The following is a 16,506-nucleotide window of genomic DNA, read 5'->3' as shown; positions in this document are numbered from 1 at the left end:
ATGGGGAAAAATTGCTTGATTACTGGAGCAAGTGGTGAAATAGGAAGTGCTATTGCAGAGAGGCTTGCTTCGGAAGGTTATACACTAATCTTACATTACAATATAAATCGAGAAAATATTGAACGATTAATTCTAAGGTTACCGAAAGAATCTGTGTTGGATGTCGTTCAAGGAGATTTAACTTCGAGTAGTGGGATTAAATTGTTTTTAAGTAACATTCACTATTCTGTGGACCATGTAGTTTTTGCAGGTGGTAAAAGTGAATATGGTCTATTTCAAGACGTCACTGAAGATACAATGGATGAAATGTTAACTTTGCATGTAAAAGCTACTTGGTTAATAACTAAACAATTAATACCTGATATGATTAAGAAAAATAAAGGTAGTATCGTGGTGATTTCTTCTATATGGGGAGATGTAGGTGCGAGCTGTGAAGTTGTCTATTCTTCTGTAAAAGGCGCACAAAATAGTTTTGTTAAAGCATTGGCAAAAGAGTTGGCATTGTCTGGGATTTCTGTTAATGGCGTAAGTCCTGGCTTTATTGATACAAAAATGAATAAGCTTTTTACAGAAGCAGATAAAAAGCAAATCATCGATCAAATTCCTATGAATCGAGCTGGACGACCTGAGGAAGTTGCTCATACTGTTTCTTTTCTACTTGATGAGAAGTCTAGTTATATACACGGGGAAATAATTACTATTTCAGGTGCTTGGTAGAATAAAAACCCTTCTTCATTCATGTATAAAGTTTTCCAAATTTCAAATGCTAGTAACGTAAGCTGAATGAAGGAGGAATCTAAATGTCTGTTCTTGATAATTTCGAATCTTGGAAAGACTTTCTTGGCGACCGTTTACATCAAGCGCAAGGTCAAGGAATGAGCCAACAAGCTATTACTGAAATAGCTTATGATATTGGTGGTTACCTTTCCAACCAAGTGGAAGCTAAGAATGAACAAGAGGCAGTATTGCGTGAATTGTGGAATGTTGCTAGTAAGGAAGAGCAACATACAATCGCAAACATGATGGTCAAGCTTGTGCAAGATGAAGGCACAGGTAAATAATTTTACTCCTTAAATAGTATTGTTACAAAACCCTTGCTTCTTGACTAAGCAAGGGTTTTGTAATTATTCAGTGAACAATTGTATAATTTGTTCTATTTAATACGAATATTGTCTTTTCTAAAACCATAAAATCATTTATGATAAGATATAAGTATGTTATTTATTAGGAATTTTTTTATTTGGTTTAAAAAGGGGTTATGGTTTATGGAAAAAACTGAATGGTACCTTGAGTATGAAATTCAACACAATAGACCTGGTCTATTAGGCGATATTTCTTCCTTATTAGGCATGCTTTCAATCAATATAATAACGATAAATGGGGTAGAAAACTCTAGAAGAGGTATGCTGCTCCTTTCTAGAAAAGATGAACAAATACTTAGATTGAAATCTATTTTAAATACAATGGATACGATTAATGTAACTAAATTAAGGAAACCTAAACTAAGAGATCGTTTAGCTGTAAGACATGGTCGATACATACACAGTGATGTTGACGATAAGAAGACGTTTCGATTTGTTCGGAGTGAGTTGGGATTATTAGTTGATTTTATGGCAGAATTATATAAGAAGGATGGACATAAACTTATAGGCATAAGAGGCATGCCACGAGTAGGTAAAACAGAGTCCATTGTTGCGGCTAGTGTCTGTGCCAATAAAAGATGGTTGTTCGTATCAAGCACCTTGCTAAAGCAAACCATTCGAAATAAATTAATTCAAGACGAATATAATGCAGATAATCTTTATATAATTGATGGGATTGTATCTACAAAGCGAGCTAGTGAACAACACTGGGAGCTTGTTAGAGAAATAATGCGCCTACCAGCTACAAAAGTAGTGGAACATCCTGATATATTTGTTCAACAAACGGAATACAAAATGGATGACTTCGATTATATAATTGAGCTCAGAACCGAGGATGATGAAGAAATAAGATATGATCCAATTGAAAAACCAGAATTTAACCAAAATAATGGTTTTTCTATGTTTGACTTTTAAAAATGGATGGTGTTATAGATGGAACTAGGAGCAAGGCTAAAAGAAGCTAGAGAAACAAAACAGTTGTCTATAGAAGATGTACAAAAAATCACTAAAATTCAGACTAGATACTTACAAGCAATTGAAAAAGGGAATTTTAGTGCAATGCCTGGAAATTTTTATGTCCGAGCGTTTATTAAAGAATACGCTACTGCCGTTGATTTAGATCCTGATTTATTAATTGAAGAACATAAAGCTGAACTTCCTGCTTCAAGTGATGAAAGTTCAATTCAGTACACACGAGTTCAACGTAGTAGGAAAGATACGTCTTCGACTAAGAGTCCAGCTATTTTTTCTTTTCTACCTACTGCTATTGTAATTATTTTGATAGTGGGAACCATATTTGCCTTTTGGTATTTCTACCAAAAATCACAAGCGGATGATACTAATGAACCCCGCCAAACTGAAGAAGACAATGGTGGGAACGATGAAGTACAGTTACCCCGTGATCAACAAGAAAATGCTGATGTAGGTGATGGAGAAGAAGAACAGGAAGAAGCTCCTGCTGAGGATGAGGAAGAAACTGACGTAGAGGAAGAGCCTGAACCAACTCTGACATTAACCGATCAAGGAAATGCCGAACAAACGTATGAATTTATTAATACTACAGATCAATTAGTAGTAACACTTAATACCGACAATGAACATTGGCTTGAAATCGAAAACGGAAAAGGAAATGTTTTTTATAACGAGATGTTCTACGCAAATCAGACTCCTTATGAACAAGATTTAACAGGAGAAGAACAAATTTATTTAAGGTTTGGTAATCCAACCTCGTTAGATATAAAAATAAATGGTGTAACATTAGAACTACCAGAAGATATAGAACCGAGCAAAGTCCAAAAAGTTTGGATTAATGTTCAAAATAGTGCAGAATAAAAGAAGGAATTACAACTTTAGATTGACCCTTTTCATCTTAGGATGGGAAGGGTTTCACTTGCGTAAAGATGCTATTAAATTTGGAGGAATTATATATGAATATACCTAATAAAATTACCATTTCACGTATTTTATTAATACCAATTTTTATTATTTTACTTACAGTTCCATTTGACTGGGGATCATGGAATATAGGTGAGCAAGTGTTGCCTATATCACACTTTGCTGCTGCATTATTGTTTGTTATTGCTTCAACTACCGATTGGGTTGATGGTTATTATGCGAGGAAATATAATCTTGTAACCAACTTAGGTAAATTTCTTGATCCAATGGCCGATAAACTTTTAGTTTCTGCTGCATTTATATTATTAGTGGAAATGGGGCTAGCTCCTGCATGGGTTGTGATCACAATTATAAGTAGGGAATTCGCTGTTACCGGTTTAAGGCTTGTAGCGGCAGGTGAAGGTGTTGTCCTAGCGGCAGGTCAGATGGGAAAACTAAAAACAGTTTTACAAATAGTGGCGATTACTGCTTTACTGCTACACAACTATCCTTTTTCTTACCTAGGAATTCCTTTTGCTAGTATAGCACTTTATAGTGCATTAGTTATTACTGTAGTATCAGGGTATGATTACTTTGTTAAAAATTGGAACGTTATGAGGGATTCAAAATAATGAGCCAACTCAAAGCGGAAATTGTAGCTGTTGGTACGGAATTATTATTAGGCCAAATTGCAAATACCAATGCCCAATGGCTTTCAGAACAAATTGCTAATTACGGAATCAATGTGTTTTATCATGGGGTTGTTGGAGATAATTTGGAACGTGTTAAATCTAGCTTTGAACTCGCTAGTGCACGCTCTGATATTATTTTTGTGACCGGTGGCTTAGGTCCTACAGATGATGATTTAACGCGTGAAGCATTTCAAGCATTAACAAATAAGATATTGAAAGAGGATCAGTCGTCCATAAATAAGATTACAAATTACTTTGAAAAAAATTCACGACAAATGACTCCAAATAATCGAAAACAAGCATTAGTTTTTGATGATGCTATAGTATTACCAAATAGTGCAGGTATGGCACCTGGGATGATTGTAGATCATAACAATGCTATCTGGGTGTTTATGCCAGGAGTCCCTAATGAAATGAAAGCAATAACATCTGAACACGTTATACCGTATCTGAAAAAAACATTACAACTAAATACAGTCATTCAGTCTCGAATGCTACGGTTTATTGGGATTGGAGAATCTCAACTTGAACATGAGTTAAAATCACTAATTGATGCTCAAGAAAATCCTACCATTGCTCCATTAGCGTTTGATGGCGAAGTTGCGATTCGAGTAACTGCAAAGGCTGAAACTAATCAAAAAGCTGACGAACTTATAAATAATACGACAAACAAAATTTTCGAACTTGTTGGTAGTCATTTTTATGGGTACGATCAAGAAACTATTGAAAAGAAGGTTTATGAGCTTTTAAAGAACAACAACCTAACGATAGCCACCGCTGAAAGCTTAACAGGTGGTAGATTTGCAGATTCAATTGTTTCAATAAGTGGAGCTTCCGACGTATTTATGGGAGGGGTTGTCGCTTATTCTGCCAAGACCAAGGAAACTATGTTAGGTGTATCATTAGACACTTTAAGTACTTATGGGACTGTCAGTTCAAATTGTGCGGAGGAAATGGCACAAAATGTAAAGCGAAAATTAGATGCAGATATTGGCATAAGCTTTACGGGAATAGCCGGACCTGATTCAGTTGAGGGGAAACCATCTGGTACAGTGTTTATTGGGATATACGGTCCTTCAAATCAATCATTGGTAAAAGAGTTTCATTTTCAAGGTAATCGAGATGGGATTAGGATTAGATCTGTCAAAAAAGGGTTTGAATTACTCAGAAATCATTTAATTCAACTGTAACAATCCAATTCTTATGAAATTGAGAATTATATTTGGAAATTTAAATTTAAATTTAAATAGAAATAACTATAATTGAAAAATGCGATTCTATTATCAAATTAAAATTTAAAAAGCATTTAAGTAAAACATCATTTTTGGAATATTATTACATGTAAAAACAAGGGAACATTTATTCGCTTTTAGCTTGTTAAATCTCAAAAAACAAGTTATGATAGATTTAGTTACTATACGAGGGGGATATAAATTGAGCAATCGTAAACAAGCCTTAGACATGGCGTTAAAACAAATAGAAAAGCAATTTGGAAAAGGTTCAATTATGAAACTAGGAGATCGAGCAGAGCAACGAGTAGCAACTGTGTCTAGTGGATCAGTTGCACTAGATGTTGCTTTAGGTGTTGGTGGGTATCCAAGAGGACGTGTAGTTGAGATATACGGTCCGGAATCTTCTGGTAAAACAACTGTTGCACTCCACGCAATTGCTGAGGCACAAAGACAAGGTGGACAAGCTGCTTTTATAGATGCTGAGCACGCACTAGATCCTGTTTATGCTAAAAATTTAGGTGTAAATGTTGATGAACTACTTCTGTCTCAGCCCGATACAGGAGAACAAGCATTAGAGATTGCAGAGGCACTTGTCCGCAGTGGTGCTGTTGATATAGTTGTCATCGACTCTGTGGCAGCTTTAGTTCCAAAAGCAGAAATAGAAGGCGAAATGGGCGATTCGCATGTTGGCTTGCAAGCTCGTTTGATGTCGCAAGCACTTAGAAAGCTTTCAGGAGCGATATATAAATCTAGTACTACTGCCATTTTTATTAACCAAATCCGTGAAAAAGTAGGGGTTATGTTTGGTAGCCCTGAAACAACTCCAGGTGGACGCGCTCTTAAGTTTTATGCATCTGTCAGACTGGATATTCGTCGCGCAGAAGCTTTAAAACAAGGAAATGATATAGTAGGGAATAAGACTAGAATTAAAGTAGTGAAAAATAAAGTTGCACCACCATTCAAACTAGCAGAAGTTGATATCATGTACGGTGAAGGTATCTCTAGAGAAGGTGAGATACTTGATATTGGATCAGAATTAGATATTGTTCTGAAAAGTGGTGCTTGGTACTCATATAACGAAGAACGTCTAGGCCAAGGTAGAGAAAATTCAAAACAATTCTTAAAAGAAAATGTAGATGTTGCTCAAAAAATTTACGATGCGATAAGAACTCACTATAATATGGATGTTGTAGCTACTAAAGAAGCTAATAGCGAAAAAGAAGATCAAGAAGCATTAGATATTAAATAATAGATTTTACAAAAACGGCGTGAATTCACGCCGTTTTTATTTGTCATAAGTTATCGTAGCAATCCTGGATTTGGTTAACAATAGTTTTTCTGTCATGTGAATAATATAAGAATAGATTACAATACCTACGAGTGAAACTATGAAGTATGGAGTTAAATTAAATGCTATTTTGTAAAGATAGTGAGACTAAATAAACACAAATGCTAAGACAAGCTTAATTGTAAGATGAAATATAAAGAATCTTCGAGGGTTTTCGACAGTATTTTCAGCTATTCTTGCTACTTTTACAAAAAAATTCGGAATAATTTATATATTTCATATATAAATTTGACGTTTCCTTGACATTATATACCCTCAAGATTAAAATTAAACATGTATAATTTTATAATTTATTATACATTCTCTTTATTTAAAAAAGATTAATAAAGTGCAGGACTGTACATGCCGACTAAAAATTGATTGTACAAGTACAAGTTTATAGCAAGAGGAGGTGAAACTATGGAATTAGTAACCTTAATCATCTCCATTTTGCTTACCCTTATCGTCGGTATTGTTGTTGGTTATCTGATTCGTAAATCTATTGCTGAAAAGAAAATTTCTAGTGCAGAGGACTTGGCGAAACAAATAGTCGAAGAAGGGCATCGCAATGCAGAAGTTTCTAAAAAAGAAGCTCTTCTAGAAGCTAAAGATGAAAATCATAAACTTCGTCAACAAGGAGATCAAGAACTTCGAGAGAGAAGAGCAGAAATTCAGAAGCAAGAAAGCCGTCTAATGCAAAAAGAAGAAAATCTGGACCGTAAAGATGAGACGCTAGATAAGCGTGAGCTCGTGTTAGAGAAGAAAGAAAGTTCGCTAGCAGACAAACAACAACAAATTGAAGAAATGGAAAGCAAAGTGGACGCTATGTTAAGTGAGCAGCAAGCTGAGCTTGAGCGCATTTCCGGATACACTTCTGACCAAGCAAAACAGATAATTTTAGAGCGTGTTGAAAAAGAAGTTACACACGAAACTGCTATTATGATAAAAGAAGCGGAAAATCGTGCTAAAGAAGAAGCAGATAAGAAGGCCAAAAGCATTCTATCTCTTGCTTTACAGCGTTGTGCCGCAGATCACGTTGCCGAAACAACGGTATCTGTTGTAAATCTTCCAAATGATGAAATGAAAGGCCGAATTATTGGTCGAGAGGGTAGAAATATTCGAACTCTAGAGACGTTAACGGGCATTGATTTAATCATAGATGACACACCAGAAGCTGTAATCTTATCAGGATTTGATCCTATAAGAAGAGAAACAGCTCGGATTGCCTTAGAGAAGCTAGTTCAAGATGGACGAATACATCCAGCACGTATTGAAGAAATGGTAGATAAAGCTAGACGTGAAGTGGATGAGTACATTCGTGAAGTTGGAGAGGAAACAACGTTTGAAGTAGGCGTGCATGGCCTACATCCAGACTTAGTGAAAATACTAGGTAGATTAAAATATCGTACAAGTTATGGTCAGAATGTATTAAAGCATTCTACGGAAGTAGCGTATCTTTCCGGTTTACTTGCTGCCGAATTGGGTGAAGATATTACCTTGGCGAAGAGGGCTGGATTGCTTCACGATATTGGAAAAGCAATTGACCACGAAGTAGATGGCAGTCACGTAGAAATAGGAAAAGAGTTGGCGACTAAGTATAAAGAAAATGCAGTAGTAATTAATTCTATCGCTTCCCATCACGGCGATGAAGAACCTACTTCAGTAATTTCTGTTCTTGTTGCCGCTGCTGATGCATTATCCGCAGCAAGACCTGGAGCTAGAAGTGAGACATTGGAAAATTATATCAAACGTCTTGAGAAACTTGAGGAAATCTCTGAATCTTACGAAGGCGTAGAAAAATCTTTTGCAATTCAAGCGGGTCGTGAAGTAAGAATTATGGTAAAACCAGACGAAATTGACGATCTTGAATCAGTAAGAATTGCTAGAGATATTAGAAAAAGAATCGAAGAAGAATTGGATTACCCAGGTCATATTAAAGTGACCGTAATTCGTGAAACAAGAGCAGTAGAATATGCGAAATAAAGCGACCAATCGGTCGCTTTATTTTTTTGGATAATCTATTTCGAATAAAAAGTGATTTTACGAGGATAGATTGATGTGTACGACTAGTGGAATACTATAATAGTATTCGATTTTGACTTTTAAGATTAGATATGTGAAACTGAAGCTAATTTAATGGATGGGAATGTAATCAATGAAGATTTTATTTATCGGAGATATTGTAGGTTCTCCTGGAAGAGATATGGTACAAACATATTTACCTAAACTAAAACAAAAATACCAACCGCACATTACGATTGTAAACGGAGAAAATGCTGCATCTGGTAAGGGAATTAATGAAAAAATTTATAAACAGTTATTAGAGTGGGGTGCTCAGGCTGTTACCATGGGAAATCATACATGGGACAAAAAAGAAATATTTGAATTTATAGATCATGCCCCATATATGATTAGGCCGGCAAATTTTCCCGAAGGTACACCGGGTAAAGGACTAGTATTTATTAAGTCCAATGGTCTAGAACTAGCAGTTATAAATATACAAGGCAGAACCTTTTTACCACCCTCAGATGATCCATTTCGTAAAGTTGATGAATTAATAGATGAGGCTAGGAAACGTACTAACCTTATTTTTGTAGATTTTCATGCAGAAGCTACTAGTGAAAAACAAGCTATGGGGTGGTATCTTGACGGTAGAGTGAGTACGGTGGTAGGAACACACACCCATACGCAAACAGCGGATGAGCGGATTCTACCAAAGGGAACAGGATACATAACAGATGTTGGTATGACGGGACCATATGATGGAATACTTGGTACCGACAGAGAAGCAGTTATAAAGAGATTTCTTACAAATCTACCTGTTAGATTTGAAGTGAAGAAAGAAGGAAGAACTCAATTGAACGGTTTTCTGGTTGATATTGATAACAGTTCAGGAAAGACGAAAAAAGTCGAACGAATATTAATTAATGAGGATCATCCATTTTTTGGCTGAATAATTGAATTTTTTGAAAAATTAGTTCATAATAAAAGGTAATAACTATCAACTCCTAGAATATAGTAAAAGTGGAACAACTTTAGTAAACTAAGGAGGTACTAGTATTGGATATATTAAAAGTTTCAGCCAAATCGAATCCTAATTCAGTAGCAGGAGCACTCGCGAATGTACTAAGAGAACGTGGCTCAGCGGAAATCCAAGCGATCGGTGCTGGTGCGATAAACCAGTCCGTAAAAGCAGTAGCTATCGCACGAGGATTTGTTGCCCCAAGTGGAGTTGACCTAATTTGTATCCCAGCTTTTACAGATATAATGATTGATAATGAAGAACGGACTGCAATTAAATTTATTATTGAACCAAGGTAACCCAAATATTCACCTGTTTGCTCAAAGCAAGCAGGTTTTTTTTGGAAAAAGAAAAATATCAGGAGGAACGTTTACATAATGATTATTGATGGACATTGCGATGCTTTATTAAAACTATGGTCGAAAAATATATCTTTTCAATCTAGCAGTGAATTACAAGTTAACTATGAAAAATGGAAAGCAAGCTCTGTGAAGATTCAGTGTTTTGCTATATTTGTACCTGAGGATGTACCAGAAGAAGCCCAGTTTAAAGTTGCATTAGAAATGGTTGATATCTTTTTTAAGCAAATAGTTGAACCCTATGAAGATGTTAAATTTATTTCTTCTAAAAAAGATATGTTGTCTTTAAAAGAAAATGAAAAAGGTGCAATACTCACATTAGAAGGGTGTCATCCAATTGGCAGCGATTTATATAAACTTAAAACACTCATTCGCTTAGGCGTTCGATCCGTAGGACTTACTTGGAATCAAGCAAATGCTGTATGTGATGGAATTGGAGAAAAAAGAGGGGCAGGACTAAGCACATTTGGTGAAGAGGTAATTGACCTACTAAATCAAGAAAAAATTTGGACGGATGTTTCTCATTTATCCTACCAAGGTTTTTTTGATGTAATGAAAATAGCTAAATATCCTATCGCTTCACACTCGAATACAATTGCTTTTTCGTCACATCAAAGAAATCTAGATGATAAACAAATTCAAGCAATGATCGATAAGGATGGATGGATTGGTGTTACTTTTGTTCCCCCCTTCCTCAATGACCAAGACAGTACTTCTGTGAAAGACGTCATTAATCATTTAGATTATTACCTGAAAAAAGGTGCTGAAGATTGTCTAGGTCTCGGCTCAGACTTTGACGGGACAATTAGATTTGTGGAGGGACTTTATGACCAGTTAGATTATGACTCACTAATAAACGAATGTCGTAACTATTTTTCTAGTGAAGAAATTCAGAAATTTAGTTATCTAAATTTTATTAATAAATTTCCACGAGTGTAGAAATGACTTACTTTACTGCAATTGCAAAAACATTTTTGTAATTGTAAGTAATCTGCCATATAATTATTTAATAATACCTTTATTTTTATATTAAATTACTGATATAATAGTAAAATTGGAGAAGAGTTCTAATTATCATTTGATATTTAAGCTCTTTTTTCTAGTGAACTTCTATTAGTAGGTAATTCATTTCTTTATAATCGAAGTATCAGTGAAAGGAGATTCCGTGAAATGAACGAGCAACAACGGAAACAAGCGAGTCAAATTAAACAGGTGGATCCAACAGACATAAAATCTGATCAGGATTCAAACCTTGAACGAATTCAAAGTATTGACTCGGATGAATTAATTGGTAAGTATTTTCAAGCAACATATGAACCACCAAATATGAAAAAAGCTAAAAAAAGATTAAAGAAAGATGTTGATGTTCATTATGACTTTTCTATCCCGAAAGAAATGCAAAACATTGGTAAGGATAAAAAGTTCCTAATCCGGACATACGGATGTCAAATGAATGAACATGATACAGAAGTAATGGCTGGTTTATTAACTGATATGGGATATCAGTCGACAGATGACACGAATGAGGCTGATGTTATTTTATTAAATACATGTGCAATTCGTGAAAATGCAGAAAATAAGGTTTTTGGTGAAATTGGGCATTTGAAGCCTTTAAAATTAGAAAAGCCAGATTTAATTATTGGTGTATGCGGTTGTATGTCACAAGAGGAATCTGTTGTTAATCGAATCCTCCAGAAGCATCATTTTATTGATATGATATTTGGTACACACAATATACACCGTTTGCCAAGTCTTCTAAAAGAAGCAATGTTTAGTAAAGCGATGGTTATGGAAGTTTGGTCAAAGGAAGGCGACATTATTGAAAACCTACCTAAGGTTCGTAAGGGAAAGATAAAGGGCTGGGTTAACATTATGTACGGTTGTGACAAATTCTGTACCTACTGTATTGTTCCTTACACCCGTGGTAAAGAACGTAGTCGTATGCCTGAGGACATTATCCAGGAAGTACGTCAGCTAGCTGCTGCTGGTTATAAAGAAATAACGTTACTTGGTCAAAATGTAAATGCCTACGGAAAAGATTTAGAGTTTGAATATGGATTAGGACAATTGATGGAGGAAATTAGTAAAATAGATATTCCCAGAGTCCGTTTTACTACCTCACACCCGAGAGATTTTGATGATCGATTAATCGAAGTCCTAGCGCAGGGTGGTAACTTACTTGACCATATTCACCTACCAGTTCAATCTGGAAGCTCTGAGGTTTTACGAGTGATGGCACGTCGATATACGAGGGAAGAATATTTAGTATTAGTTGATAAAATTAGAAAAGCTATGCCGAATGCAACCCTGACAACTGATATCATTGTTGGTTTTCCTAATGAGACAGATGAACAATTTGAGGATACAATGACATTAATGGAAGAGGTTGGGTTTGAAAGTGCATACACATATATTTATTCTCCTAGAGAAGGAACTCCATCAGCAAAATGGGAAGATAATATCCCGATGGAAGTAAAGAAAGAGCGTCTTCAACGGTTAAATGCACTTGTTAACAAACAATCTGCAGAGGCGATGAAGAAATATGAAGGACAAACTGTTAAAGTTCTTGTCGAAGGTGAAAGTAAAAAGAACCCTGATGTTCTTTCTGGTTACACAGAAAGAAACAAACTTGTTAATTTTAAAGCACCAAATTCAGTAATTGGTAAGATTATAGAGGTAAAAATAATAAAAGCAAAAACCTGGTCTCTTGACGGAGAATTGGTTGAAAAAGCTGTTGAGGTGAATTAATATGGCACAATATACACGTAAACAAGTAATTGAGGAAGCACATAAATTAGCAAATATGATGGCCAATACCGATGAGATTGATCGTTTCAAACAGTTAGAAGCTAAGTTAAACGAGAATCAAAAAATACAAGCATCAATTAAAAAAATTAAAGCACTTCAAAAGCAAGCAGTAAATTTTCAAGCTTATGGTAAACAAGAAGCTTTGAAAAAAATAGAAACTGAAATTGATCGGTTACAAGCTGAAATTGATGAAATCCCAATTGTTCAGGAATTTAAAGATTCACAGGTTGTAATTAACGACATTTTACAATTAGTTTCTAATACCATAGCTAGAGAAGTGACGAATGAAGTAATTCGTTCTACTAATGGGGATCTATTATCTGGAGCAACTGGATCCGCAACAGGTGGTAGTTCTTGCGGTCATTAGATTAACTAGTTAAATACAAGAAAGACTGACTTAAGGATTGTTATCCCATAGTCAGTCTTTTTTTATTATTATTTTTTCTGTTATTCGTACATTTTGTTAGGCTTTTGCATAGGATGGATTAGAACCTTTGCTGGACTACACCCAGGAAAATTTAAAAAGTAGTATGCACTATAGGTAGATGTCATGCATAAAATGACTATGAAATAAAGAGGAGGTTTTAGTTCTTATGTCTTTTCTTGATCAAGATTATCGAGAAATAATAACAAAAGCTGTCATTGGTAAAGGGCGCAAGTTTACTCAGGATACAAACACGATCTCACCATCACATAGACCTACCAGTATTCTTGGCTGTTGGGTCATTAACCACCTATACAATGCGAAAAAAAAGGGAGACGACATTGTAGAAGTGAATGGTAGTTACGACGTGAACGTTTGGTATTCGTACAACGATAATACTAAAACAGAGGTCGTCACGGAACGCATCAGTTACTGCGACCACATTAAGCTTTCTGTCAAGGATGAACAGACACTTGGTGATGAGGTAGAAGTATTTGCTAAAGTGATTCAACAACCGAACTGTTTAGAATGTAAGATTGCCAACCACGATCATAAGATTGTTGTCGAAGTTGAAAGAGAATTTCTTGTTGAGGTAATCGGTGAAACAAAAGTTACAGTTAAAGTCGATCCTAATGGTGTTGTAAGTGATGATGACGATTGGGACTTCGAGTTATCTGATGATGAATTTGAGGACGTTGATCCTGATTTCTTAGCAAAAGTAGAAGAAGAATAGTTGCAAAATCTTTTTAATAAGGTTTCGAGTGCAAATTAGTAAAAACTAATTTGCACTCTTTTTCTGTTATTGGCTTAATAAATATCGAGCCCTATTATTATGAAGCTAGTAGAATGACAGGAAACCGATATATCAGAATGATTTGGAAAAAAGAGCTCAGGGTTAGTAATAATTCAACTTTTTTTGATTTAATTTCCATAAGCCTATCAACCTAAATGATCAAGTTATTATGCTATAATAATAGAAAGAAATGTCGAAAGCTCTGGAGGATAATTTATGTCAACATACACACCAACATATACACCAATGATACAACAATACTTGAAAATTAAAGCAGACTATAAGGATTGTTATTTGTTTTTCCGAATGGGCGACTTTTATGAAATGTTTTTCGATGATGCAATTTCTGCGTCAAGGGAACTTGAAATTACGCTTACAAGTAGAGATGGTGGGAGTAAAGATAAAATACCTATGTGCGGAATTCCTTACCACTCTGCTGCAAATTACATAAGAAATTTAGTAGAGAAAGGCTATAAAGTAGCAATTTGTGAACAGGTTGAGGATCCCAAGACTGCAAAGGGTGTCGTAAAAAGAGAAGTTGTTCAATTGATTACACCAGGTACTGTTATGGAAGGTACAATGTTAGATGAGAAAGAAAACAATTACCTTGCTAGTATTAGTGGTTATGAAGATGGATCATTTATTATTTCTTATAACGACTTATCTACAGGAGAAAATAGTATAGCTACTATCCAAAGTGGCTGGACAGCTGTTCTAAGTGAGCTATTTAACCGGCCAGTAAAAGAGATTGTAATCTCATCGAGTTTATTAGAGGAACATCAATTAGATTTGAAAGAGAGACTACAGGTCACCCTTTCCTATCATGATGAAACGGAAATCGCCAACAATTTTGAGCATCTCCTTTCAAATTTGAAAAAAGAAAATGAAATTAATTCTTTTGGTAGACTGTTCAATTACATTCAAAAAACTCAAAAAAGAAGTCTTGACCATCTGAAGCCTGCTCAATTGATTGAATTAAATAAATATATGTCGTTAGATATGTATTCAAAACGTAATCTAGAGCTAACGGAAACGATTATGCGTAAAGGAAAGCAAGGTAGTCTATTATGGGTGATTGATCAAACTGTAACTGCTATGGGTTCAAGAATGTTAAAAAAATGGTTAGAGCGCCCACTACTGAGTGAACGTCTTATAGACCAACGGTTTAATTTAGTAGATGGATTCTTGGAACAGTTTTTTGAAAGAGAAACTATTCGTGATTCACTACGGTCGATTTATGATTTAGAAAGACTTTCTGGTCGAGTGGCGTTTGGAAATGTCAATGCTAGGGATTTAAATCAATTAAAGTTGTCGTTAAGCAAAATACCAGATATTAAAAAGCAATTAAAAGATTTTGCTAGTGAAAGAGTTCAAGAGCTTAGTGAGGGTGTCAATCCCTTAGATGATTTATTCGACCTCCTTGATAATAGTTTGATAGAAGATGCTCCAATAACGATAAAAGAAGGCGGCCTTATAAAGGATGGCTTCAACTCCCAATTGGATGATTATCGATACGCATCACGCAACGGTAAAAAGTGGATTGCTGAGTTGGAAAAGAAGGAAAAACAAGAAACAAATATTCGTTCTCTAAAGATAGGCTATAATCGAGTGTTTGGCTACTATATAGAGGTTACTAAGGCAAACCTCCACTTATTACCAGAAGGAAAATATGAACGTAAACAGACTCTTACAAACGCTGAAAGGTATATTACACCTGAACTAAAAGAAAAAGAATCATTAATTCTTGAAGCTGAAGAAAAAAGCATTGATTTAGAATATCAATTATTCATTGATTTACGTGAACAAGTAAAAACTTATATCCCACAATTACAAGCACTTGCTGATAAGATTAGTGAAATTGATGTGTTGCAAGGCTTTGCTACTGTTAGTGAGTTAAATAGATACAATCGGCCAAAGTTTAATGACGATAGAGAAGTCTTAATCAGACAAGGAAGACATCCGGTTATTGAAAAAGTAATGAAGAATGACTCATTTGTACCAAATGATGTAGAAATGCCTGAGGATAGGAACATTTTATTAATAACTGGTCCAAATATGTCTGGTAAGAGTACCTATATGAGACAACTAGCACTTACCTCAATCATGGCTCAAATTGGTTGCTTTGTACCATGTGAATCAGCAGTATTACCAATTTTCGATCAAATATTTACTCGAATAGGAGCAGCGGATGACCTGGTTTCTGGACAAAGTACATTTATGGTGGAAATGCTCGAAGCAAACCATGCTATTACAAACGCAACTGAGAATAGTCTGATCTTGCTCGATGAAATAGGTAGAGGGACTAGTACGTATGACGGGATGGCGTTAGCTCAAGCAATAATTGAGTATTTACATGAAAATGTACAAGCCAAAACCTTATTCTCAACCCATTATCATGAGCTAACTAGTCTAGAAAAAACTCTGAACCAATTGAAAAACATTCATGTTCGTGCTGAAGAATACGAAGGTAGTGTCGTATTTCTGCACCAAATTCAGGATGGGGCTGCTGATAAAAGTTATGGGATTCATGTTGCCAAGTTAGCTGAACTACCATTACCATTGATAGATCGTGCTTCAAAAATCCTGGAGCAGTTTGAAAACAACCAAACCAAAAAGCAGGTAAATTTGGATAAGAAAGATGAAGAAGATCAAGGTCAACTGTCATTTTTCGTCAATCAGGAAAAAGGCTCAAAGAAGGAATTATCAAAGTTTGAGAATAAGCTTGCTCAGGAAATAAGAGACATAAATATCATGGAAATGACGCCAATGGAAGCAATGAATGAATTGTATAGACTACAGAAGAAGTTGAAGGATAAGCTTGGAGGGAGTTAA

Annotated in this window: 15 protein-coding genes; all 15 read left to right on the top strand. The window is 35.3% G+C overall.

Annotation, left to right across the window (positions count from 1 at the left end; all coding sequences use genetic code 11):
• Positions 1–717 carry an elongation factor P 5-aminopentanone reductase gene (ymfI, locus tag GH741_RS08125; RefSeq protein WP_153736278.1) on the top strand — a complete coding sequence of 239 codons (717 nt, stop codon included), beginning with the start codon at positions 1–3 and terminating at the stop codon, positions 715–717.
• An 83-nt stretch (positions 718–800) separates the two neighbouring features.
• Positions 801–1,061, top strand: coding sequence for a DUF3243 domain-containing protein (locus GH741_RS08120; protein WP_153736277.1), 261 nt, complete (start codon positions 801–803; stop codon positions 1,059–1,061).
• 204 nt (positions 1,062–1,265) lie between these two features.
• Positions 1,266–2,057, top strand: coding sequence for a DUF3388 domain-containing protein (locus GH741_RS08115; protein WP_153736276.1), 792 nt, complete (start codon positions 1,266–1,268; stop codon positions 2,055–2,057).
• A gap of 18 nt (positions 2,058–2,075) precedes the next feature.
• Complete coding sequence (locus tag GH741_RS08110) at positions 2,076–2,975, top strand: helix-turn-helix domain-containing protein (protein WP_153736275.1); 900 nt, start codon at positions 2,076–2,078, stop codon at positions 2,973–2,975.
• Positions 2,976–3,070: 95 nt separating this feature from the next.
• Entirely contained in the window at positions 3,071–3,649 is a 579-nt protein-coding gene (gene pgsA, locus GH741_RS08105) for a CDP-diacylglycerol--glycerol-3-phosphate 3-phosphatidyltransferase (protein WP_153736274.1), read from the top strand.
• Positions 3,649–4,899 (top strand): competence/damage-inducible protein A, encoded by a 1,251-nt coding sequence (locus GH741_RS08100; protein WP_153736273.1) that lies wholly within the window; start codon positions 3,649–3,651, stop codon positions 4,897–4,899. The genes pgsA and GH741_RS08100 overlap by 1 nt, the downstream gene beginning before the upstream one ends.
• A 244-nt stretch (positions 4,900–5,143) precedes the next feature.
• Positions 5,144–6,190 (top strand): recombinase RecA, encoded by a 1,047-nt coding sequence (gene recA / locus GH741_RS08095; RefSeq protein ID WP_153736272.1) that lies wholly within the window; start codon positions 5,144–5,146, stop codon positions 6,188–6,190.
• A gap of 498 nt (positions 6,191–6,688) precedes the next feature.
• Positions 6,689–8,251 carry a ribonuclease Y gene (rny, locus tag GH741_RS08090; RefSeq protein ID WP_153736271.1) on the top strand — a complete coding sequence of 521 codons (1,563 nt, stop codon included), beginning with the start codon at positions 6,689–6,691 and terminating at the stop codon, positions 8,249–8,251.
• 172 nt (positions 8,252–8,423) lie between these two features.
• Positions 8,424–9,221: a TIGR00282 family metallophosphoesterase gene (locus GH741_RS08085; protein WP_153736270.1), complete on the top strand. Its 798-nt coding sequence runs from the start codon at positions 8,424–8,426 to the stop codon at positions 9,219–9,221.
• Between the two features lie 107 nt (positions 9,222–9,328).
• On the top strand, positions 9,329–9,589 hold the full coding sequence (locus GH741_RS08080; RefSeq protein ID WP_153736269.1) for a stage V sporulation protein S: 261 nt from the start codon (positions 9,329–9,331) through the stop codon (positions 9,587–9,589).
• Positions 9,590–9,667: 78 nt separating this feature from the next.
• Positions 9,668–10,588, top strand: coding sequence for a dipeptidase (locus GH741_RS08075; RefSeq protein WP_153736268.1), 921 nt, complete (start codon positions 9,668–9,670; stop codon positions 10,586–10,588).
• Positions 10,589–10,819: 231 nt separating this feature from the next.
• Entirely contained in the window at positions 10,820–12,397 is a 1,578-nt protein-coding gene (miaB, locus tag GH741_RS08070) for a tRNA (N6-isopentenyl adenosine(37)-C2)-methylthiotransferase MiaB (protein ID WP_153736267.1), read from the top strand.
• Between the two features lies 1 nt (position 12,398).
• On the top strand, positions 12,399–12,824 hold the full coding sequence (locus GH741_RS08065; RefSeq protein WP_153736266.1) for a YlbF/YmcA family competence regulator: 426 nt from the start codon (positions 12,399–12,401) through the stop codon (positions 12,822–12,824).
• A 226-nt stretch (positions 12,825–13,050) separates the two neighbouring features.
• Positions 13,051–13,614, top strand: a complete 564-nt coding sequence (cotE, locus tag GH741_RS08060) for an outer spore coat protein CotE (protein WP_153736265.1) — start codon at positions 13,051–13,053, stop codon at positions 13,612–13,614.
• A gap of 276 nt (positions 13,615–13,890) precedes the next feature.
• The gene (gene mutS, locus GH741_RS08055) at positions 13,891–16,506 is read left to right on the top strand and encodes a DNA mismatch repair protein MutS (protein WP_153736264.1); all 2,616 of its coding nucleotides are present in this window, start codon (positions 13,891–13,893) and stop codon (positions 16,504–16,506) included.

Origin of the sequence: Aquibacillus halophilus (assembly GCF_009649745.1) — a bacterium.
GTDB lineage: Bacteria > Bacillota > Bacilli > Bacillales > Amphibacillaceae > Aquibacillus > Aquibacillus halophilus.
The sequence above is the reverse complement of the archived record's forward strand: the minus strand, read 5'-3'. Positions and strand labels throughout refer to the sequence as shown.